Origin of the sequence: Enterococcus sp. C50, assembly GCF_040887505.1 — a bacterium.
GTDB classification, from domain to species: domain Bacteria; phylum Bacillota; class Bacilli; order Lactobacillales; family Enterococcaceae; genus Enterococcus_B; species Enterococcus_B thailandicus.
The window spans coordinates 219,169-240,198 of sequence record NZ_JBFOFW010000004.1; the positions used below are offsets into that span (position 1 = coordinate 219,169).

The 21,030-nt window shown below is 34.8% G+C and carries 20 protein-coding genes; 3 read left to right on the plus strand and 17 right to left on the minus strand.

Annotation, left to right across the window (positions count from 1 at the left end):
* Nucleotides 1-102: 102 nt before the first annotated feature.
* Nucleotides 103-756 carry a redox-sensing transcriptional repressor Rex gene (locus tag AB3I20_RS07365; RefSeq protein WP_071868643.1) on the minus strand — a complete coding sequence of 218 codons (654 nt, stop codon included), beginning with the start codon at nt 754-756 and terminating at the stop codon, nt 103-105.
* A gap of 223 nt (nt 757-979) precedes the next feature.
* On the opposite strand from AB3I20_RS07365, the gene AB3I20_RS07370 reads away from it, so the two are divergent.
* Nucleotides 980-2,914: an ABC-F family ATP-binding cassette domain-containing protein gene (locus AB3I20_RS07370; RefSeq protein ID WP_067481574.1), complete on the plus strand. Its 1,935-nt coding sequence runs from the start codon at nt 980-982 to the stop codon at nt 2,912-2,914.
* Between the two features lie 578 nt (nt 2,915-3,492).
* Entirely contained in the window at nt 3,493-5,106 is a 1,614-nt protein-coding gene (locus AB3I20_RS07375) for an FAD-dependent oxidoreductase (RefSeq protein WP_218658102.1), read from the plus strand.
* A gap of 476 nt (nt 5,107-5,582) precedes the next feature.
* Here AB3I20_RS07375 and AB3I20_RS07380 read toward each other — a convergent pair whose 3' ends face one another.
* The 11 genes from AB3I20_RS07380 to AB3I20_RS07430 all read right to left on the minus strand — a co-directional run bounded on the left by AB3I20_RS07380 (nt 5,583) and on the right by AB3I20_RS07430 (nt 15,048).
* Nucleotides 5,583-5,720 (minus strand): hypothetical protein, encoded by a 138-nt coding sequence (locus AB3I20_RS07380; RefSeq protein WP_179189240.1) that lies wholly within the window; start codon nt 5,718-5,720, stop codon nt 5,583-5,585.
* Between the two features lie 168 nt (nt 5,721-5,888).
* A complete protein-coding gene (locus tag AB3I20_RS07385) occupies nt 5,889-5,984 on the minus strand; it encodes a putative holin-like toxin (protein WP_368027137.1) in 96 nt (31 codons plus the stop codon).
* A 176-nt stretch (nt 5,985-6,160) separates the two neighbouring features.
* Nucleotides 6,161-6,370: a hypothetical protein gene (locus tag AB3I20_RS07390; RefSeq protein ID WP_311797917.1), complete on the minus strand. Its 210-nt coding sequence runs from the start codon at nt 6,368-6,370 to the stop codon at nt 6,161-6,163.
* 200 nt (nt 6,371-6,570) lie between these two features.
* Nucleotides 6,571-7,029, minus strand: a complete 459-nt coding sequence (locus tag AB3I20_RS07395) for a PTS glucose transporter subunit IIA (protein ID WP_067481570.1) — start codon at nt 7,027-7,029, stop codon at nt 6,571-6,573.
* Nucleotides 7,030-7,040: 11 nt separating this feature from the next.
* The gene (locus tag AB3I20_RS07400; protein ID WP_071868641.1) at nt 7,041-8,369 is read right to left on the minus strand and encodes a maltose-6'-phosphate glucosidase; all 1,329 of its coding nucleotides are present in this window, start codon (nt 8,367-8,369) and stop codon (nt 7,041-7,043) included.
* A gap of 14 nt (nt 8,370-8,383) precedes the next feature.
* A complete protein-coding gene (locus AB3I20_RS07405) occupies nt 8,384-9,757 on the minus strand; it encodes a PTS transporter subunit EIIC (RefSeq protein ID WP_284590594.1) in 1,374 nt (457 codons plus the stop codon).
* 59 nt (nt 9,758-9,816) lie between these two features.
* Nucleotides 9,817-10,581, minus strand: a complete 765-nt coding sequence (locus AB3I20_RS07410) for a carbohydrate deacetylase (RefSeq protein ID WP_067481564.1) — start codon at nt 10,579-10,581, stop codon at nt 9,817-9,819.
* Between the two features lie 101 nt (nt 10,582-10,682).
* Entirely contained in the window at nt 10,683-11,504 is an 822-nt protein-coding gene (locus AB3I20_RS07415) for a PRD domain-containing protein (RefSeq protein WP_067481562.1), read from the minus strand.
* 779 nt (nt 11,505-12,283) lie between these two features.
* A complete protein-coding gene (locus AB3I20_RS07420) occupies nt 12,284-13,423 on the minus strand; it encodes an ArgE/DapE family deacylase (protein WP_368027138.1) in 1,140 nt (379 codons plus the stop codon).
* A gap of 374 nt (nt 13,424-13,797) precedes the next feature.
* Complete coding sequence (locus tag AB3I20_RS07425) at nt 13,798-14,229, minus strand: thioredoxin family protein (RefSeq protein ID WP_067481558.1); 432 nt, start codon at nt 14,227-14,229, stop codon at nt 13,798-13,800.
* Between the two features lie 21 nt (nt 14,230-14,250).
* On the minus strand, nt 14,251-15,048 hold the full coding sequence (locus AB3I20_RS07430) for a hypothetical protein (protein WP_368027139.1): 798 nt from the start codon (nt 15,046-15,048) through the stop codon (nt 14,251-14,253).
* Between the two features lie 180 nt (nt 15,049-15,228).
* On the opposite strand from AB3I20_RS07430, the gene AB3I20_RS07435 reads away from it, so the two are divergent.
* Entirely contained in the window at nt 15,229-16,095 is an 867-nt protein-coding gene (locus AB3I20_RS07435; RefSeq protein WP_368027140.1) for a helix-turn-helix domain-containing protein, read from the plus strand.
* A 387-nt stretch (nt 16,096-16,482) separates the two neighbouring features.
* Here AB3I20_RS07435 and AB3I20_RS07440 read toward each other — a convergent pair whose 3' ends face one another.
* Genes AB3I20_RS07440 through AB3I20_RS07460 form a run of 5 tightly spaced genes read right to left on the minus strand, consistent with a single transcriptional unit; the run spans nt 16,483 to nt 20,844 of the window.
* Nucleotides 16,483-17,556 carry an ABC transporter substrate-binding protein gene (locus AB3I20_RS07440; RefSeq protein ID WP_071868825.1) on the minus strand — a complete coding sequence of 358 codons (1,074 nt, stop codon included), beginning with the start codon at nt 17,554-17,556 and terminating at the stop codon, nt 16,483-16,485.
* Nucleotides 17,553-18,380: an ABC transporter permease gene (locus AB3I20_RS07445; RefSeq protein WP_067481553.1), complete on the minus strand. Its 828-nt coding sequence runs from the start codon at nt 18,378-18,380 to the stop codon at nt 17,553-17,555. Before AB3I20_RS07445 ends, AB3I20_RS07440 begins: the two co-directional genes overlap by 4 nt.
* On the minus strand, nt 18,380-19,186 hold the full coding sequence (locus AB3I20_RS07450; protein WP_067481552.1) for an ABC transporter permease: 807 nt from the start codon (nt 19,184-19,186) through the stop codon (nt 18,380-18,382). The genes AB3I20_RS07445 and AB3I20_RS07450 overlap by 1 nt, the downstream gene beginning before the upstream one ends.
* Nucleotides 19,187-19,198: 12 nt before the next feature.
* Nucleotides 19,199-20,284 (minus strand): ABC transporter ATP-binding protein, encoded by a 1,086-nt coding sequence (locus AB3I20_RS07455; protein WP_075491831.1) that lies wholly within the window; start codon nt 20,282-20,284, stop codon nt 19,199-19,201.
* Between the two features lie 17 nt (nt 20,285-20,301).
* Nucleotides 20,302-20,844: a helix-turn-helix domain-containing protein gene (locus AB3I20_RS07460; protein WP_067481550.1), complete on the minus strand. Its 543-nt coding sequence runs from the start codon at nt 20,842-20,844 to the stop codon at nt 20,302-20,304.
* Between the last annotated feature and the right edge of the window lie 186 nt (nt 20,845-21,030).

Below are 21,030 nucleotides of genomic sequence, written 5' to 3' on the forward strand. Positions count from 1 at the left end.
TCCTTCAAAATAAGCCTAAATTTCACAAAAATTTAGAAGCAATTTCTGAAAATTTATTCTTATTTATTGGAGCTAGACACTTCTTTTACAACCTTCTTTAACTTATTCTTCACCCACTGTGTTTAAAGTTGCATCTGAATGCAAGAAATAAATCAATGTCTGTAATTCATTTGTTAAGTCAACATTTTGAATCAAAACATCTGCTGGCGCGTTTAATCGCGCAGAGGTAAAGTTGAGAATCCCTTTGATTCCTGCTTCAGTTAAACGGTTTACTACTTCTTGCGCTTTTGAAGCTGGGATAGTCAAAATAGCTACTTCGATTTGTTGGATCTTGATTTGTTCCATCATATCATCCATTGGATAGACAGGGATTCCATCAACAATTCTTCCAACGATTTCTTCATTGACATCAAAAGCACAGCTAACACGTATACTATTACTTTGATGGAATTTATATTTTAACAAGGCGCTTCCAAGATTTCCGACACCAATCAAGGCAACGTTTGTTAGTTGATCATCATTTAGTGTTTTAGCAAAGAAGTGCATTAAATCTTCCACGTCATACCCATAGCCACGTTTTCCTAGTTCTCCAAAATAAGAAAAGTCACGTCGAATAGTTGCACTGTCGACTTGGACTGCCTCACTTAATTCAGTTGAAGAAACTTTTTTCTTTCCAGCATTATTTAAAATTCTCAAATAACGATAATATAAGGGCAAACGCTTTGCTGTTGCCTTTGGAATTATATGATCTTTCACTTGCTTACCTCCACGAGTTTCTAATTTTTCTTTGATTTACCCATCATAGCAGTATCTATAGGAAAAAATCAATTTGATTGCTCGGATATTGTGAATTTTTACTCTTTATTCATCTTTTTATCATTGTCGCTAATCTCGCAGTCTTAATGAATTTATGGTAGACTACAAGTTGAAAATTACTTTTTATTCCTAGAAGAATTCACAAAGTAGAAAAGAGGATTCGATGATTTTATTACAAGCCAACCAAGTCGCCCGCCATTTTGGTGCGGACGTTTTGTTTCAAAATATTCATTTAGAAATCAGCACTGGCGCACGAATTGCCTTAGTTGGTCGCAATGGTGCTGGGAAATCAACATTACTAAAAATAATTGCAGGTCTAGAAGCTCCGGATGAAGGCGCGATTACCAAAAATAAAACAGCTACACTCGGTTACTTAGCGCAAGATACCGGTTTGTCTTCTAATGAAACCGTCTGGAACGAAATGCTAAAAGCTTTTGCAGAAGTTCGCAAAATGGAACAACGCATGCGCGAACTAGAGATTGCAATCAGTGAAGGAGTCCCTGAAACACCTGCTTACGACTCTTTTTTAAAAGAATATGATCGATTACAACACGAATTTTCCGACAAAAACGGCTATGGTTATGAAAACGAAATTCGTTCCGTCTTGCATGGATTCAAATTTGATCCTTCTTTTTATGAACAAACAATCGATACTTTATCAGGTGGCCAACGAACCCGTCTTGCACTAGCTCGGATGCTTTTGCAACATCCAGACATCTTGATTCTCGATGAACCAACTAACCACCTGGACATTGAAACACTTTCATGGTTAGAAAATTATTTACAAGGCTACACAGGTGCTTTACTAATTGTCTCACATGACCGTTATTTTCTTGACAAAGTTGTCACTGAAGTATACGAGCTTAGCCGTCAAAAGATGCGTCATTACAAAGGAAATTATTCCAAATATCTTGACCTAAAAGCGGAACAACTTGCAAGTGATTGGAAAGCATACGAAAAACAACAAACAGAAATTCACAAACTGGAAGACTTTGTTGCGCGGAATCTTGTGCGAGCATCAACAACTAAGCGTGCCCAGAGCCGTCGGAAAGCGCTAGAAAAAATGGACCGCCTAGATCGTCCTCAAGGGGATGAAAAGCAAGCGCATTTTCTTTTCCACGCAGAAAAACCTTCTGGAAATGTTGTCTTACAAGTGGAAGATGCTGCAATTGGCTACGACGGTGAAGTATTATCCGAACCAATTAATTTAGATGTTCGTCGTCAAGAAGCGATTGCTCTCGTTGGACCAAATGGAATCGGGAAGTCAACTTTGCTTAAATCAATTATTCATCAGCTGCCTTTTATTCGAGGAAATCAGCACCTTGGAACGAATGTAACAATTGGTTACTATGACCAAGGACAAGCAGACTTACACACAAATAAAACAATTTTGGCAGAATTATGGGATGAACATCCTACTTTACCGGAAAAAGAAATTCGTAGTGCGCTAGGAGCTTTTTTATTTTCTGGCGAAGATGTTGAAAAAACGATTCCGTTATTAAGTGGTGGCGAAAAAGCACGAGTTGCTTTAGCCAAACTAGCGATGAATCAAGAAAACTTTTTAATTCTTGATGAGCCAACAAACCACTTAGACATTGATAATAAAGAAGTTCTAGAAAATGCTCTGATAGATTACGATGGTACCCTGCTCTTTGTTTCTCATGACCGTTACTTTATCAATCGTATCGCAACAAAGGTTGTTGAGTTATCTGAAAATGGTAGCAAGATGTACCTTGGCGACTATGATTATTATTTGGAAAAGAAACAGGAAGAAGAAGAAATTGCAGAACTCTTGGCAAAAGAAGAACAAACAGAAGTCGTTGAAACACCCACTAGCAAATCAAATTACTATCAAAGTAAAGAACAACAAAAATTAATGCGTAGTTTAAGTCGAAAAATTACGCAAGTCGAAGAAGAAATGGCACAATTGGACGAAACAATTGCACAGCTAGAGGCCGAAATGGTTCGTCCTGATGTTCTTGACGATCATGTAAAATTAAACGACTTGAACCAGCAGTTGGAAAATGCGCGAGTTGAGCAAGAAGAAAAGCTAGTTGATTGGGAAAACTTGAGTATTGAGTTGGAAGAGTATGAATAAGGTTGTGGCGCAAAACGTTTAGCTCCGAAAAGATAGTGAACAGACACTCAAAATAGCTTTCCATATTTTGAAGTGAATGCAAACTATATCGAGGAATTGTTTTGGGAACACCGTGAATAAGGTTGTGGCGCAAAACGTTTAGCTCCGAAAAGATAGCGAACAGGCACTCAAAATAGCTTTTCATATTTTGAAGTGAATGTAAGCTATATGGAGGAGTTGTTTTGGGAACACCGTGAATAAGGTTGTGGCGCAAAACGTTTAGCTCCGAAAAGATAGTCAGCGGGCACTCAAAATAGCTTTTCATATTTTCGAACAGTTATGAATTATTTCGAGGAATTGCTTTGGGAACACTATAGCTAAAGTTGTGACACACAACATTAAGCTGACAAAAAAATTAAAAATCTTCACCACAAAATAAAACAATTATTTACTTGTCAAAAAAGCATGTAGCGACTTTTTTTCGTCTCACATGCTTTTTTCTTTTTGCTCATTTCCATTACTTGCTTTGCTTCCGGCACAATTCTTTGCTGGATTACAAATAAAATAGTACTATTCAAATTAGAAAAGGAGTTGTTTTTATGAAATTTGTAGTCATTGGTGGCGTTGCTGGCGGTCCTTCCTTTGCGACTCGCTTACGCCGATTAAATGAAGAACATGAAATTGTGATTTATGAACGAGGTGAACACATTTCCTATGCTAGTTGTGCACTTCCTTATTATCTCGGACAAGTAATTGATGATCGTGATTCATTGATCGAGCGGACACCTGAAATTTTAAAAGTTAAAAACAATATTGATGTCTTTACAAAACACGAAGTCACAAAGATTGACCCAGATAAAAAAGAGTTGACCATCCATGACTTAACAACTGGCCAAGTCAGCCAAACAAATTATGATTATCTAATTATTTCTGCGGGGGCTCGTCCTACTTTACCATCAATCCCTGGTGCAGACCAAGCCGAAAATGGTTTTGTTTTGCGTAGTGTGACTGACGCCGACAAAATCCAATCCTTCATTCAAAACAATGCTCCGAAAAATGTTTTAGTTTTAGGTGCTGGAGTCATGGGATTGGAACTAGCTGAAAACTTTAAGCATCGCGGTATGGAAGTGACTTTAGTCGACCAGCTAGATCAAGTTGCTTTTCCTTACGATCATGAGATTGCCGATTTAGTCTATGATAAACTAATTGAACAAGGCTTAACGGTTCATTTAAATACGCACATCAATGAAATTCGACAACAAGGAAGCGAAGTCCACTTATCAGATGGAGCTCTTCTGCATCCCGACATGATTTTATTTGCCACTGGTGTAGCACCAAATAATGAAATCATTCAGTCTGCTGGTATTTCAATGAATGAGCATGGCCAAATTATCGTTGATAATCAATTAAAAACAAATCTTCCTGATATCTTTGCCATTGGTGATATTATCGAAACAACTAGTGTTATTACGCATCAGCCAACACCAAGCATGTTGTCAAGTGCGGCAAATCGGCAAGGCCATCTACTAGCAGATATCGTAAATGGTGCGCCATTTACGTATCGTGGATATATTGGTGCAGGTGTAGCAAAAATTTTTAACTATACTGCAAGTTATGTTGGTCTTACTGAACACCAATTAAAAGACACAGGTATCACTAACTATAGAACAATTTTCATTACACCTTTTGATCATGCTAATTTTTATCCAGGTGCTACTCGACTAAATCTCAAACTGATTTTTGAAGAAGAAACTGGTAAAATTTTGGGTGGGCAGGCAGTTGGTGAACATGGTGTCGATAAACGAATTGGGGAATTATCTGTTGCCATTACAGGAAACTTAACTGTCTTTGATTTACCAGATCTTGAGTTGCCCTACTCTCCACCTTATTCAACTACTAGAGATCCATTGAATATCGCTGGTTACGTTGCAATCAATCAACTGAATAATACAGTGGAAACAATCAAAGCAAGTGAATTAACCCAAGAAGAATTAAAAAATGGTTTCTTCTTAGATATCCGCGAAACAGATAAGCCAAAATCTGGTAGTATCGAAGCAACCAAAAATATTCCGATGAACGAATTACGTGATCGAATTGATGAAATTCCTAAAGATCGACAAGTCTTTCTTACTTTTAGAAAAGGGTTGAATACGTATACTTCTGCTCGAATTTTGGCAGGTTTTGGTATTAAGGCAATGATGATTGAGGAATAAGGTTGTGGCCCCAATTGGACCAGTCGGTGATTCTCATCGTTAGGATACCAGCGCCACCATGTTTCTATTTGTGTTTTGTTCTTAATACCTAATTCTCCCATTATCGTTTTTACAGGAATTTCATTTTGTTTCATCTGTACAGCCATTTCTTTGATCTGAAATCAGATAAGCGACTCGATTTTTCTCCCAAAAAGCACCTCCTAGTTAAATTCATTTTATTTGAATTCAACGAGAGGTGCTTTTTTAATTTGTCTCAGTTTGTTGGGTCAGTTCCATCAAATTGAGTTGCTCTTTTTATTTTGTATCAAAAAGTAGTTGCACTTCCATACGCTAACTAGTCTTTGATTATTTTTCTGCATCAATTAATTCAAAATTATTACTATCATCTTTTAGCAATTTCTCAAATTCTTTATCACTAATGATATTGTTATCATTTTTCCTAATCTAATAATCAGTGTCTACTCGACCCTTTTCTCTTAAATCAGAGTCTTTGTCCATTCTTTTTGAGAATCAAGTACACTAGTCAATTTATCATTTTCAGCTTCAAACATCACTTTAAATCTAGGTTCTTTCAACCATTTTTCTAAATAATCATTAAACATACTAGCGGACATTTTTTTCTCCTAGCAATCTAGTATTTGTATTTTTCAAAAGAATTATGATATACTAAAGACAAGAAAAAGGAACTATGCTCTAACATAGCTCCAATGTAGAACCGTTAAAAAGACGGTGGCTTTTATTGTTTTGATTTTTTAACCATCTAACTACTCGCCAAAGTGTTATTAGATGGTTATTTTTTTTTGGTCTTTATGGTCAATAATCAGCAAAACTAACGTCGCGAAAGCGATCATCAGTTGAATTGCTTCAAAACTTGACACGTGCCTACTCCCTTCTAGGGATAAAGCTATGAACCATAGGCATCACCCCTTTTTCAAGAGATTAGCCACCATCTTTTCACTTTTCTACCTCTTAATTATAGCATATCTCTTTGCTGAATAATTTCGATAGTTTATATAAAATTCTCATTCTTAATACTAAATAATTATTTCCATCTTTAAAATGGATCACTTGATTCAATAACGACAGATTTTTTTAAATATTCTAATACCTCTAACTCTGCAATATTTTTAAATACCACTTTTTTATAAAAATACATTCCTAAAAAAACAAAAGTAAGCCACCGTTGCCACGTTTCTATTTGTGTTTTGTTCTTAATACCTAATTCTCCCATTATCATTTTTACAGGAATTTCATTTTGTTTCATCTGTATATCCGTTTCTTTGAGGTGAAATCAGATAAGCTACTCGATTCCCCCCAAAAAAAACACCTCCTAGTTAAATTCATTTTATTTGAATTCAACAAGAGGTGCTTTTTTAATTTGTCTCAGTTTGTTGGATCAATTCCTTACAGTGCACGATGCTTCTTACTTCGGATGAGATAAAAATAAATGATATTCTTTTTGCTCTAAAATTGGAACAACTCATCTTGTAAGGAAACTTTTTGTTTTTCTTTCAAAATTTTCCCCTTAGTCATTCCCGGAAAAACAACCATAAGTGTAGCCTCTTTTTGTGCTTTTTCTAATTGTGGAAGATCGATAATAGCCAACAATGTTCCAGCCTTTACTTTCTGGTCTTTGGTTACTTGAATTGAAAAAGGTTTACCTTTTAATTCCACAGTATCTATTCCCATATGGATCAATAATTTCTCACCTGTTTTACATGCAATCGTGAGTGCATGAAGCGTTGGAAAAATACTCTCCACGCGTCCTTCAACCGGTGCGTAAACCTTACCATCATGTTGTTTTATGGCATAGCCTTCACCCATCATTTTTGAAGAGAAAACTTCATCATCAACCTCTTCTAATGGGATAACATAGCCGTTCGCAACAGACTTCAACATCTTCTTCGTTTTAAAAAAAAGCATTCTTTCATCTCCTAAACTAATTCTGGCCAGTATTCTTTGTTCGCTTCAATCATTTCATCCAAAACTTTTTTCGCAACTCTGGCATTAGGAACTGTTTGATTTAGCGTAAATGCCTGTAATGCTTTTTGATAGGAACCTTCAAAATAAGCGTCAACTAATAGTTTTTCTGCTGCTACTTGTGCTTCCATCATACCTTTATGAAAATCACAAATTGGTTCTCTCAAGGAAATGGGTTCCACACCTGTTGCTCCGACATAAGCAGGAACTTCTACCACGGCGTCTGGGCGTAAATTAGGAATAGCACCTTGATTCGGAACAATCAACATAAAACGTCGGCGCTCATCGTTTAGTAAAGAGGTTGCCATGTCAACGATATATTGACCATGTTCACCAAAGTTAAAGTTTAAAACATCTTTGGTCACACCATTCCGAATTTTTTTCGCCATTTCTTTGGTATTTTTTTCTCGCCCTTCCATCACCATATTAGCACGAGTATAGTTTTTGTCAGAATGCTCAATAACCATATCCGGATATAAATAATACTCTAAATAATTATTCGGAATATTTTGTGGAAAGTTCTTTGTAATTACAGACATCATACTAAATGCTTCTTGCCATGTTTGATCTCCAGCATTAAAGTCTGCAACCTGCATTTCCTGACCGTTCAGCTTTTTGATGATTTCAGGCATAACATCACGCTTCAATTTCTTGTCATAAATAGCTGTGTACCAACCAAAATGGTTTAATCCATAATATGTCGGAATCCAGTTTTTACGATCATACCCATAGTTGATCGCAATTGTTTCTTCAATTGAGATTGTCATATCACAAGCATTAATCATTTTCGCTTTTGGATAGCGTCGACGAACAGCCTCCGAAACAATTGATTCAGGATTCGTATAATTCAAAATCCATGCTTCAGGTGCATATTTCTGTACATATCCTACGATTTCCAAGAGCCCGCTCATTGAACGCATCCCGTAAGCAAAGCCACCCAAACCACAAGTTTCTTGACCAACCAAACCATGACTCAAAGGAATTTTTTCATCTTTTTCACGCATTTTCAGACCACCAACTCGAATTTGCGAGAAAATGAAGTCGCAACCAGTAAAAGCTACTTCTGGATCTTCTGTTGATGAGATTACGACATCTGAAAAACCTTCTTTCTCCAACATATACTGAATAATCAAGTACATGTCCTCATTTCTTTGTGCATCAATGTCATACAACCGAATTTCTGAGAGTGGTAAGCGTTCTGAATTATTTAATACTGCTTGAATGATTCCTGGTGTATAAGTGCTACCTCCACCAGCAATTGTAATAATTTGTTTTTTTGTCATATTTTTCTTCCTTTCTATTGCTCTAATAATTTATTGAATTCCGCCATTACATACGTAACCTCTAGCCCAATAATGACTTGATAATTTTTTTCTGTTGGTTTTATCAAACCACTAATTCCCAACTGTTTGATACGTTGTTCATCAACAATTTCTGGTTTTTCCACTTCAACTCTTAAACGTGTGTTACAACTAAACGCATCAGAAATATTTTCGGAACCACCAAAAGCTTGCAACATTTTTTTTGCCATGTATTCATAATTTTTACTTGCTAAAACCAACTCATTTTCTTCAGTGATTGCCTCAGCGCCATATTCCGTTGCCACTTCTCTTCCTAAAGTTGGAATGTCCCGTTTCTTGATTAAATAATAAAAAGTAAAATAGTATAATCCAAAAAATACGAGGCCAACTGGAAGAATCAAAATCGCATTCGTCGCAATCTTAAAATTGATTAGATAGTCTACGATACAAGCACCAAATGTAAAACCAATCCTAATATTCAACAAGTAGCAAACCATTCCAGCCAAACCAGCAAATACCGCATGAACAACGTATAGCATTGGTGAAATAAACATAAAACTAAATTCTACTGGTTCTGTGATATTCGAGATAAAAGAAGTAGCTGCTCCACTCCCCATGATCCCTTTCACCATCTTTTTATTTTCTTTAAACGCAGCTCGATAAATAGCTAAACAAATCGCTGGTACCCCAAACATCATAACCACAAAAAAGCCAGATAAAAACAAGCCTGCTTGTGGGTCACCATTGATAAAACGGGTCATTTCTCCTCGAAAAACCTCGCCATTGGGCGCAGTATAACTACCTAGATCATAATAGACATACGTATTAAGCACGTGGTGCAGTCCAAAAGGAATCAGTAGACGATTCAAGAACATGAAAATTCCAACACCCAAAGCACCCATGTTAACTAATAATCGTGCAAAACTGTCGATTCCCGCTTGTGCAAATGGCCATAAAATACCAAAAACAATTGAAGTGACTGTCTGAAAAATCATAATCATCGTCAATGGAAATTTTTCACCAGCAAAATAAGAAAACACCATTGGTAAGCGTTGCTCTTTAAACCGGTTATACGTCCAAGCCGCAATCAAACCAGAAATAATCCCTCCAAATATCCCCATGTTGACTGCCGGATTCATGATTTCCAATCCTTTTTTCAACGTTGCAATTGCCAAGAAACCTGTAAGTGCAGGTATTCCTTTATCTTTCGTTTTCGCAAATCCAATCGTTACCCCAATTGCGAATAGAATATCCAAATTTCCAAACACAGCATTTCCGGCAGCCCCAATTACTGGGATATTTAACATATCATCAGCTGAGAGACGCATAATCAATCCAGCTAAAGGCATTGCAGCGACCGGTAATAGCATTGCTCTACCAAGCTTTTGTACGCTTTCTTTAAAATTTGACAACTTTTTCTCCCCCTTATCTATAATTCTTGGTACGTGATTTGTTCAATCAATTCATCTTCTTTCACTTGTTTCGCAAAAGCTGAGTGAATCAAAAATTCAACTTGATTGACTCGTGGATAAATAAAACTTGATCCATTTAACAGCAACTGGTCAATATAAGCTGTGTGACACATGATTTCAACAGTTTTTTCTTCACGTAAAATTTCTAGTAGTCCTTCTAAATACTCTTCTACTGAACAATTAATCTGACGTTTTTCTACAATACTTTCTCCAACATCATCAAAATGTGGTTCAAAATAATCAACGTGGCGAACTTCTGCTCTTTTTTCAAAGTTTCCACGAACAGGTAGCCCATATTTTTTTGCTAATGCCACAACAACTTCCTGATTCATTCCAAAAGTATGCGTATGATGATGACTATCTAAATGAGTCGGAATGATTCCAGCGTGATAAACCTTTTGAATTTGTGCATTCCATTCTTCATATAACTGGTCACCATCTATTTCAAAAGGCCGTTGATAAAAAGCTAATTTTTTGAAGTTTGCTCCATCCATCAAACTATCTACATTTTTCAAAAGTGGTTCTCCACATGTCAACGTTAAATGAACGCCAACCCCTAAATCTGGTAATTCTTTTTTCAACTTTACTGCGTGATCAAATCCTGGCATATTTGCCATTAAAGTTGTTGAAGTTAGAATCCCTTGCTGATGAGCATCAACAATTCCATAATTTACGCCATTGCTATAACCAAAATCATCTGAATTAATTATTACTTTTCCCATTTCTTCCTTCCTTTCTTTTTCACTAAAAATAGACGCAACCTCATGACCACAAAAAATTTTGTGTTTCAAAAGGTTACGCCTACCTGATAGTTACGCCCTAATTATTGAATTCTTGCTAAATGGATTGCGAGATAAGTCACTTCATTTTCTTGAACGTTTAAATGAAACTTTTCTTCAATCATTTTTTTGATTGCAAAAGCGACTCGATATGGCTCGCTTTCCTTAAAAGCATTACTAAAAAAACCAATATTTTTACTTGAAGAATCTTCTTGATAAACTAACCGTTTTGCCAAAAATTTGATATGGATCATCATCCGGGAATAGATCAAGGAGTCTGTATCAAAGCGATAGCCATAAATTTCTTCCAATGCCAAGCTGATTTCTTTGGTCATTTCCAATATTTTCAAGCTATTAAAACTATTGGGCTCACCCAATTCCGCATTGATAATATGCATTGTAATAAACCCAACTTCATTAGCACCTAATTGTGTCCCATACCGTTGATTGATAAGAGCAACGACTTCTTTTGCTGTTTCATATTCATCAGGATAAAGCAACTTCATCTCAGGCAACATAATAGCTGTTACTTGACTATCTTCCTTTTGTCTTTGGATTGCAAAATAAATATGATCTGTCAATGCGATATAAATATTTGAATCCAGCTGAGATGAGATATTTTTTGAAATAAATTGAATCACCTCTTCAGAAAACTCAATAAATTCGATTGGAATCTGAGCAGCCATTTCCGTAAACATCTTCGTTTTTTCTTTAGAATCTAAAGTAAAAAATTTATCTGCAACAGTCGGATCAAATAGTTCATTGACAGAAGTAGAAAAACCTATTCCTTTTCCCATCGCAACTTTCTCTATTCCTTCATCATCAATTAGCACCACATTATGATTGATTTTTTTTACAACTTTCATTGCTGCACGGATCCTCTCTAAAGAATAATTTTATGTGATCTACTATTAAAACAACAAAAAACGACCTAAGAAAAGTACTTTTCCTAGGTCGTGCCTAATTTAATAGTTGCACCCTCTTTATTTATACGCCCAATATAGCAAATAAAGAAAACGCTGTCAATGTTTTTTTAACCACTCTCATTATGAAACCAGTTTTCTAGCAAAATAGCAAAAAAACGACCGCGGTGGGTAGCCGCGGCCTTAGGAGTTATTTTTACTTGAGGAGTAAAAATGAAAAAGTATAGGGTTGTTTGTTGGTATGTATTTATAATAGAACTTAATTGTGAAGAAATTATGATTGAAACCTTGTCTTTTTTTTGGATTTGTTTAAGAAAAAGTAAACATCCTCCCTATGCAAAAAAATAGCTAACTCAACAGATCAAGTAGCATTGCAAAAACAGCGCTCCTAAGAAATAAAAAAGATACAGTCTCTCTAGCTACCGTATTAAATCAATTGTTTGCCATTTACTATCACTCACCTCTACATGCTTTGATAAGTTTCTCATTTTATATGTACGCTGTCTAATTGAATGATCTTTATTTTTACATCAAGAGTATCACGATTTTAATGAAATTAATGAGTGTCAACATCAGCTATTTATTAACAAGAAAAAAATTGAACTGAGCGCCACAAAAAAGGCTCGTTAGTCATTCACTAACCAGCCTCTAAGCCTTTACAAACTGCTAGAAAATTTCTACAACGTAAAAATTCAAAGCACACTTCACAAAAAATAATGATGTTATGCTAAATAATCAAGAATAATTGATTGGTAGTTATCAATCATCGCTAAATAATTATCAATTTCAACATACTCATTCACTTGATGTGGCAAGGTTGGTACTCCTGGCCCAAATACAACAAAATCAAATGGCTGTCTTGCTTTGGTAAACTCAGCTGCATCAGTTGTTCCGGCAGCACCAAATAATGGTAATGGCTCTTCAAACTGTTTTTGAATACTATGGATCAAAGAAGACTTGGGATTCGCTTTTACCGGAATTTTATTGAAATCAATTGTTAACTTAAGTTGATATTCATTCCCTTGGTTCAAGACATCGACAATCTTTTGCAACGTTTCAATGACTTTATCATTTGAAAATTCTGGAATCGAACGAATATTTCCTTGTAGCTGTGCATAACTAGGGATGCTGTTAACCTGATTCCCTCCGTTAATAATTGTTACGTTATGAATCGTCCGACCTAAAACAGGATTTTCAACTATTTCTGCAATGCACTTCATCTCTGCATTAACTTTTGTCATGAATTCATTCAAGTGATCAATTGCATTATATCCTTCTTGTGGCATAGAACTATGTGCTTCTTTACCATAAGATGCGACAGTATAATTGATTGAACCCATATGAGTATACAGCAAATTGTAATTGGTTGGTTCACCAATAATCAATCCATTCAAGTCGTCGACATAGCCTGCTTTGGTTAATTGTTCACTACCTAGTTCCCCTACTTCTTCACCCACCGTAGCTAATAATTTGATTTTTCCATTAAATGGTTTTCCAGTTTCCTTTAACTCGATCATCGCAAGAACCATTGCTGCAAGTCCACTCTTCATATCTGTTGCTCCACGACCATATAAACGATTTCCTTCAATTTTTGCTTCAAAGGGTGGATAAGTCCAAGCAGCTTCATCACCTACAGAAACAACATCCATATGTCCTGATAAACCTAGAACTTTTCCTGCATTGCCACTTTGGTAAGTAGCAACTAAATTATCTCGTCCTTTAGCATAAGAAACTATCTCGCTTTTCATTCCATGCTCAGCCAAAAGTTTTTTCAAATAGGATGCTACCTCAGCTTCATTGCCATTCACTGATTTAATACGAATAAGGTCTTGCAAAATGGAAATTTTTTCTTCTTTTTTCATCTGACTCTCTCCCATCCCATTTTATTTTATCCACATTGTATCACAATTCATTTTTTAAACTTCCATTGCAAATGCTTCGAAAAATTTATGTTAGAACCCATTTTTATTGTGGAAAAAAAAGAAAAAAACGCCTAAAAAGACGCTTTTGGTAGAACATCTAATGTCCAAATTTTTATTATTTTTTGACAGCACTACTGAAAAGTAAAATAAAATTTACTATAAGCCAGCCAATGATAAAAACATCTACTAGATGCATGTTATTGAAATGAAAAACTAACCAATAGATTGCTAATAAAAAATTCACAAGGCTAACTAAAATAGTTGTTTTGCTATTTATTTTCTTCAGAACTAGCACCTCCACTCAAGTATTAACTTCATCCATCTGTTAAAAACTGTTCTAGTTTGTTTTTATTGATGTCCCCCTCCAATTTCTTGCTTACTTTTCCATTTTCAACATAAAGGATGGTTGGCACTATTTTTATGTCTAATTTGTTTAATTCTTGGACTAATTTGTCTTGATTTTCCTCACGTGCATTATCAATGTTATAATAAAATATTTTTTGTTCTTTTTTTATTAAGACAGATTTTAATTTAGGAAGAAAATTCTGACATTCTTCACATGTTGGTCTGCCAACATAAATATATTCAGTATTAGCATTAGTAATTAATTTTTGAATTTGATCATTATTTACATTAGTCAAAGGATTAAAATTTTTTTCTTTTTGATTAGCATAAAAATATACTATGCTACTAATTAAAAAGATAATAAATAATAAAACAACACTCTTTCTTCTTTTTGCTAACACAACTTAAATATTCCTTCCTTTTTACAATTTGAAACAAGCAATGATTCCACCAATATCTGCGGCTCCTATTGTACACACACCTGCTATACATGCAGCACAGATTGGGGCAACAGCTGGGCAGGCTGCGATGCACGTTCCAGCAATCAAATATGCTACTGTAGCATTTATTCCTGCTATTGCAGCTATGCAACCTGCTATTGCTCCAATTCCTCTAGCATTTACATTTTCTTTCACACCCTTTTTAAGGCTAATTAAAGCTTCTTTTAACGTAGAATTATTTACGTAATCTATATTTGTGTTGTACTCATTTACTTTTTCACCATCACTATAATTTGTAATGACAAACTTATTTAATTGATTTTTGGTGATCAAAGTTTCAGAATAAGTGGTTAAGTTTCCACTTTCATCAAATACAATTGTTAAATTACTAAAGTAACTATATTCTTCACCTTCTATTGGTACAGAGATAGATTTATAGTTTGCATTTTCTTCCTCTATAGATAAAATTTTTGAATTATTCCATAGTAAGTTAGCATTCTTTCCGTTCAAAACTATTTTATTTTCTTTGATGAAATTCAACGCCTTACTCTTTATCATTTTAGTAATTACTGGAGTAGTAATTACTTGTGATTTATTTGCAATTGCTTTCATCTTGTTAAAAGATTTATTTAAGTTTTCAGGATTATTTGCTATGGTTTCTTTAGAGTATTTAACTGTTTCAGCGTATACACTATTAGTTACTACAGGTACTAATAATGCTAACAAAATAGCTAACAATCCTATTTTTATCATTCTTTTTACACTAAAAAATTTTAACATGATATTTTCCTCCATTTTCTTCATAATTGTTTGCTTGACTTTTATAGTGGTGGTTCAATTTCCCACGTATATGTATCCATAAATAGCTCCTCCTTTTTATTTTTTCTAAAATTATTTTACTATGCATATATAGAGGTATGATAAAATGAACAAAAATGCGTCTCTTTTTTGGAGGTATGTATGGATCAAGCTGACTTATTAAAAAAATTAAGAGTTGAACGTAGACTATCTCAATCAAGTTTAACGGAGCAAATTTCTTCTAGAACTACTTTGAGTTCATTCGAAACCCGTCACACACAACTTTCGTCTGAAACTCTCCATAAATATTTAGATAGAATGAATGTGAAGTTACCAGAGTTTATGTTTTACCTTCATGACAACAAAATTACAACAAAAGAAATTGCAGCAAAAAAATTTTTAGAAATTATTCATCAAAAACCCAAACAAAAAATAGCAGAAACCTTTAGAGAACAATTACTTCTCCTACTTAAACAAACAAATGATGAGTACTACTATATTTTGTTGATTCAGTTCAATATCCTATTAGCCAAAGAGAAAAATTTACTAAACTTGAAATTATTTGAAAAAGAGATTATGTATATTAAAGATAGGCTATTTAGAGTAGAAAATTGGGGCTATTTTGAATTATCAACGTTTAATAACCTAATGTTTATTTTCCCAACTGAAACTATAAAATTTCTTTTTAAAGATAGTGAGGAAAAAATGATATTATTTTATACTAGTAATGTTTATCAATCACTTTACACATCATTTTTAATAAATGGATGCTATTTGGCTTTTGAAAGAAAAACATTAGATTTATTGTCTACTTTCTTATCTCCTTTAGAAAAGCTTGCAGTAAATTCTAAAAATACATATGAGCAAATTTACTATAAATTTTTTAGTACACTATCACCAATTTGCGAAGGAAAAACAATGAATATCAATTTTAACAAGATAGAGAAATTGATTAACATCTTCTATATTTTAGACAACAAAAAGAAAGCAATTGAGCTAGAAGAATTCTTTCATTCTGTATATGATTAAATAGAATAATTCATATGATTATTACGATATTATTCAATTAAAATTTTGAGAAAAGAATTACTCATTGAGGAAGATTAACTGTCACAGTTCTTATAAATTCAATTAAATATTTTTAGATCAGCCAACTTCTAAAAAGCAATAATTAGGTTATTAACTACCTTTTTATTGCTTTTTTTCTATTTAAAAAACAGGGAATAAAGTCAGACACCCCAAGTGTTTCGCTCACTATTTGTCTGGTATAAAATTACTGGTAGAAAAGATAAAATAACACAAAAAAAGCGCCTAAAAAGACGCTTTTGGTAGAAAATTGGAAAACTCAGATAGAAAAAGGACGATTTTTAGCTCTTTAGAACGTTGATAAATCCCCATTCTTACTGAGTTTTACCATTATCTCCTGTACATCTTGAATTCCAAAAATAAATCATTGTAGATACCCAAATATTTCGGACCAAGATTTTCATAGACTTCTAGATGAGCAATCGTTTCATCTGATGGATAGAATTGTTCATCCCCGGAAATTTCTTTTGGTAATAATTTTTCTGCTGCAGCATTCGGTGTTGAATAGCCAATATATTCTGCATTTTGTGCTGCATTTTCTGGTTTAAGCATAAAATTGATAAAATCGTACGCGCCTTCCGTATTCTTTGCGGTCTTTGGCATCACAATGTTATCAAACCATAAGTTTGAACCTTCTGTGGGAATAACATAATGCAAATGGTCGTTTTCTGACATCATGTCGGCTGCTTCTCCTGAGAAAGTTACAGCAACGGATGCTTCTTCATTAATCATGTACATTTTGATTTCATCCGCTACGATTGCTTTGACATTTGGGGTTAGCTGATTTAATTTGTCTGCAGCTTCTTGTAACTCTGAAAGATTTTTACTATTCAAGGAATAACCCAAACTATTTAAAGAAAGTCCCATCACTTCTCTGGCACCATCAATCAACATCAAGCTATCTTTCACTTCTGGTCGCCATAAATCGTCCCAATGTTGCATTTGTCCAGCATTTAAAAACTTATCATTGTAAACAATCCCCAAAGTTCCCCAAAAATAAGGAACCGAGTATTTATTTCCTTCATCAAAAGCCAAATCTAAAAATCGTGGATTGATATTGTTCAACCCTGTGATTTTGGAGTGATCCAGTGGCAACAGTAATTCTTCCTTAATCATTTTTTGAATCATGTATTCACTTGGAATCGCGATATCGTAATTCGTTCCACCTTGTTGGATTTTCGTAAACATCGCTTCATTTGAGTCAAATGTTTCGTAGTTGACTTTATAACCATATTCTTTTTCAAATTTAGTCAACAAACTAGGATCGATATAGTCGCCCCAGTTGTAAATCGTTAAAATTTTGGCATTGGTCATGCCACTTGATTTTTCCAATTGATGAACGCCGAATAACAAAACAACAATAATCATCACGATACCAAAAAATAAGGATTGCAAGTTTTTCATTGTAGTTTTGCCACCTCCTCACGTACTCGACGATTTTTTTTACCTCGTTTGGGACTATTTTCTTTACTAATAAAATAATAGCCAATCACTAGAATCATCGAGAACAAGAAAACGAGCGCACTCAACGCATTGATTTCTAAGCTAATTCCTTGGCGTGCACGAGAATAAATCTCTACTGATAAGGTAGTAAACCCATTCCCTGTAACAAAGAAGGTCACAGCAAAATCATCTAATGAATAGGTAAACGCCATGAAATACCCCGCAATGATTCCCGGAGAAAGAAAAGGTAAAATGATATTTTTTACTACCTGAAAATTATTTGCGCCTAAATCGCGTGCGGCATCAACCATCGAATCGTTCATTTCTTGTAACTTTGGTAGCACCATCAGTACCACAATCGGAATACTAAACGCAATATGCGAAAGTAACACGCTTTGGAATCCTAAACCAAAGCCCAGTAAAGTGAAAAAAATCAAAAAACTGGCACCAATAATTACATCTGGTGAAACCAATAAAATATTATTCATACTCAACAAAGCTGTGCGTGAACTTCTTTTTTTCGTGTAATAGATCCCCATTGCACCAAACGTCCCGATAATCGTAGCTAACAATGCAGATAAAAAGGCAAGCATGAATGTATTTAATACAATAATAATCAAACGCGTGTCTTCAAAAACTGCTTGGTAATTTTCCCAAGTAAAGCCAGTAAAACTTGTCATAGAGCCGCCATCATTAAAGGAGTAGAAAATCAAATAAAAGATTGGCAAATACAACAATAAAAAAACAATGGCTAGATAAACATATGACCACTTGAATTTTTTCATCAAGATCGCCCTCCTTTTTTCTTCTCACCGGTTAAAAGCATGACCACGAACATCGCAATAATCAAAATAACACCGATCGTCGAACCCATTCCCCAATTTTGGGTGACCAAAAAGTGTTGCTCAATTGCTGTCCCCAAAGTGATCACACGGTTTCCTCCAATCAGTCGCGTCAACATGAATAAAGAAAGTGAAGGAATAAAGACTGCTTGGACCCCACTTTTCACACCATTTAAAGACAAAGGAAAAATCACGCGACGAAATGTTTCTAGATTATTTGCACCTAAATCACGGCTCGCACTAATTAACGATGGATTCAACTCTTCTAGCGCGTTAAAAATTGGCATGATCATAAAGGGAATCTCAATATAAGTCGCAACAAATAAGAAACTCACATCGGTAAATAAAATTTGTTTCGTGCCAATACCAATGAAGTCAAAAAACTGATTGATACTTCCATTGATGCTAAAAATACCAATAAATGCATAAGCTTTCAGCAGTAAGTTGACCCACGTTGGCAAAATAATCAGCATCAGCCACAATTGTTTATGTTTCAATTTGGTCAAAAAATAAGCTGTTGGATAACTAATTAGTAACGCAAAAACTGTAATCAAAAACGCATACCAGACAGAGTTAAAGGTCATCCAAAGATACGTTCCTGAGGTAAAGTACGTAGCGTAGTTGGCTAAGGTGAAGTGCCCATTCATGTCAAAAAACGATTGATAAATAATCATGATAACTGGCGCAATTACAAATAATCCTAGCCACAACATATAAGGGACTGAATAAATTCTCCGCATTGTTTTCATTACACAGCCCCCTTACTCTTCATAGCTTTCTAATCGTGCATCAAAGTCTTCCTCTGATTCGTTGAAACGCATAACATGGATATCTTCTGGTTCAAAAGAAAGACCTACTTTACTTCCTTCTTTAGCTTTCTTCGTTGAATGAACCATCCATTCATTGTGTTGTTCATCAAAACAAATAATTTCATAGTGTACGCCACGGAACAGCTGTGTGTCTACGGTAACAACTAATTTTCCTTTGTCTGGTGTCGTAATATTCAAATCTTCTGGGCGTAAAACGACTTCAACTGGTTCATTGGCACGCATTCCACCATCTACACACTCAAATTGTTTCCCAACAAATTCGACTAAGTTGTCCTCAATCATCACGCCATCAACAATATTACTTTCTCCAACAAAATCAGCAACAAAATGATTAATCGGCTCATCATAAATGTCCACTGGTGTACCACTTTGAACAATTTTGCCTTTATTCATAACAAAAATTTCGTCACTCATTGCCAAAGCTTCTTCTTGATCATGTGTTACAAAAATAAAAGTGATTCCTAAACGTTGTTGCAATTCACGTAATTCATATTGCATATCTGTTCGTAGTTTTAAATCCAAAGCAGATAATGGCTCATCAAGTAACAAGACTTTTGGCTCATTAACAATGGCGCGTGCGATCGCAACACGCTGTCTTTGTCCTCCAGACATTTCACTGATTTCTCTCGTTTCGTACCCAGGAAGCTGAACCATTCTTAACGCATCCGTCACTTTTTTTCGAATTTCATTTTTAGGCATTTTTTTAATTTGTAATCCAAAAGCAACATTATCAAAGACGTTCATATGAGGAAATAACGCATAGTCTTGAAAAACCGTATTTACTTGACGTTTGTTTGCGGGAAGATCGTTCAGTCGTTTCCCTTCAAAATAAATATCTCCTTCAGTGGCTTCCGTAAAACCAGCGATAATTCGTAAAATCGTTGTTTTCCCACATCCCGAAGGCCCTAACAATGTATAAAATTTCCCTTGCTCAATTTCAAAACTAACCTTTTTTAAAATTGTTTCATCGTCATAGCGTTTCACTACTCGATCAAACGCAATAATTGGGTTCCCCACTTCTTCATACCTCCAATTTATAAATACGATTTTGTCGCAACAATCAATACTTTCGTCTTGGTCGTCAAATGATTTCTCAACTGATGTTGTTTTGTCGCTTGATAATAAACAGATTGACCTGCTTTTGCAAAATAACTCTTCTCACCTAAGGTTAACTCTAACTCCCCTTCTAACACAAAAATAAACGTTTCGGATAAAGAAGGTTCAAATGTCTTATACTCACCAGCTGACTCAAACGTCAAGAGAACTGGTTCCATTTCTTTTTCATTTGAATCAGAAACTAACCATTCTAATTCATAACCGTTTTCTTCATCAAAATAAATCGTATGATCTTCTGCTGAATAAACGATTTGCAAACTTGATGCTTCTTGGCGGAAAAATTCTTCTGGTGAGACACCCAAGACTTCAAGTATGGAAAAAAAAGTTTCCATTGATGGCGAACTCAAGTCTCTTTCTAATTGAGAAATATAGCCTTTTGATAAATCTGTCCGCTCGCCAAGTTCTTCTTGTGTCAAGTTCTTTTGAATTCGTAAATTTCGTAACTTTTCCCCGATTTCCATTTTTTCCTCCTTCAGAAGTTTTCTAATAGTAAACTTAAAGTTTACAATCACCTGTATTAGTATACGAATTTTGACAAAAAACGCAACCCTTTCTGTTTATTTTTTTGGAGAAAAAAGAATGCGGGAAAAAAATAATTTTACAACTACAGCATAGAAAATTTTTTTCAGAATGCATTCCTCATTTTT

Bases quoted from the DNA above. Each gene is read 5' to 3' on its own strand.
- AB3I20_RS07370 (WP_067481574.1), top strand. From the start codon at position 980: ATGATTTTATTACAAGCCAACCAAGTCGCCCGCCATTTTGGTGCGGAC.
- AB3I20_RS07375 (WP_218658102.1), top strand. From the start codon at position 3,493: ATGAAATTTGTAGTCATTGGTGGCGTTGCTGGCGGTCCTTCCTTTGCG.
- AB3I20_RS07380 (WP_179189240.1), bottom strand. From the start codon at position 5,720: ATGTCCGCTAGTATGTTTAATGATTATTTAGAAAAATGGTTGAAAGAA.
- AB3I20_RS07390 (WP_311797917.1), bottom strand. From the start codon at position 6,370: ATGAAACAAAATGAAATTCCTGTAAAAATGATAATGGGAGAATTAGGT.
- AB3I20_RS07395 (WP_067481570.1), bottom strand. From the start codon at position 7,029: ATGCTTTTTTTTAAAACGAAGAAGATGTTGAAGTCTGTTGCGAACGGC.
- AB3I20_RS07400 (WP_071868641.1), bottom strand. From the start codon at position 8,369: ATGACAAAAAAACAAATTATTACAATTGCTGGTGGAGGTAGCACTTAT.
- AB3I20_RS07405 (WP_284590594.1), bottom strand. From the start codon at position 9,757: ATGCTATTACCGGTCGCTGCAATGCCTTTAGCTGGATTGATTATGCGT.
- AB3I20_RS07410 (WP_067481564.1), bottom strand. From the start codon at position 10,581: ATGGGAAAAGTAATAATTAATTCAGATGATTTTGGTTATAGCAATGGC.
- AB3I20_RS07415 (WP_067481562.1), bottom strand. From the start codon at position 11,504: ATGAAAGTTGTAAAAAAAATCAATCATAATGTGGTGCTAATTGATGAT.
- AB3I20_RS07420 (WP_368027138.1), bottom strand. From the start codon at position 13,423: ATGAAAAAAGAAGAAAAAATTTCCATTTTGCAAGACCTTATTCGTATT.
- AB3I20_RS07430 (WP_368027139.1), bottom strand. From the start codon at position 15,048: ATGTTAAAATTTTTTAGTGTAAAAAGAATGATAAAAATAGGATTGTTA.
- AB3I20_RS07435 (WP_368027140.1), top strand. From the start codon at position 15,229: ATGGATCAAGCTGACTTATTAAAAAAATTAAGAGTTGAACGTAGACTA.
- AB3I20_RS07440 (WP_071868825.1), bottom strand. From the start codon at position 17,556: ATGAAAAACTTGCAATCCTTATTTTTTGGTATCGTGATGATTATTGTT.
- AB3I20_RS07445 (WP_067481553.1), bottom strand. From the start codon at position 18,380: ATGAAAAAATTCAAGTGGTCATATGTTTATCTAGCCATTGTTTTTTTA.
- AB3I20_RS07450 (WP_067481552.1), bottom strand. From the start codon at position 19,186: ATGAAAACAATGCGGAGAATTTATTCAGTCCCTTATATGTTGTGGCTA.
- AB3I20_RS07460 (WP_067481550.1), bottom strand. From the start codon at position 20,844: ATGGAAATCGGGGAAAAGTTACGAAATTTACGAATTCAAAAGAACTTG.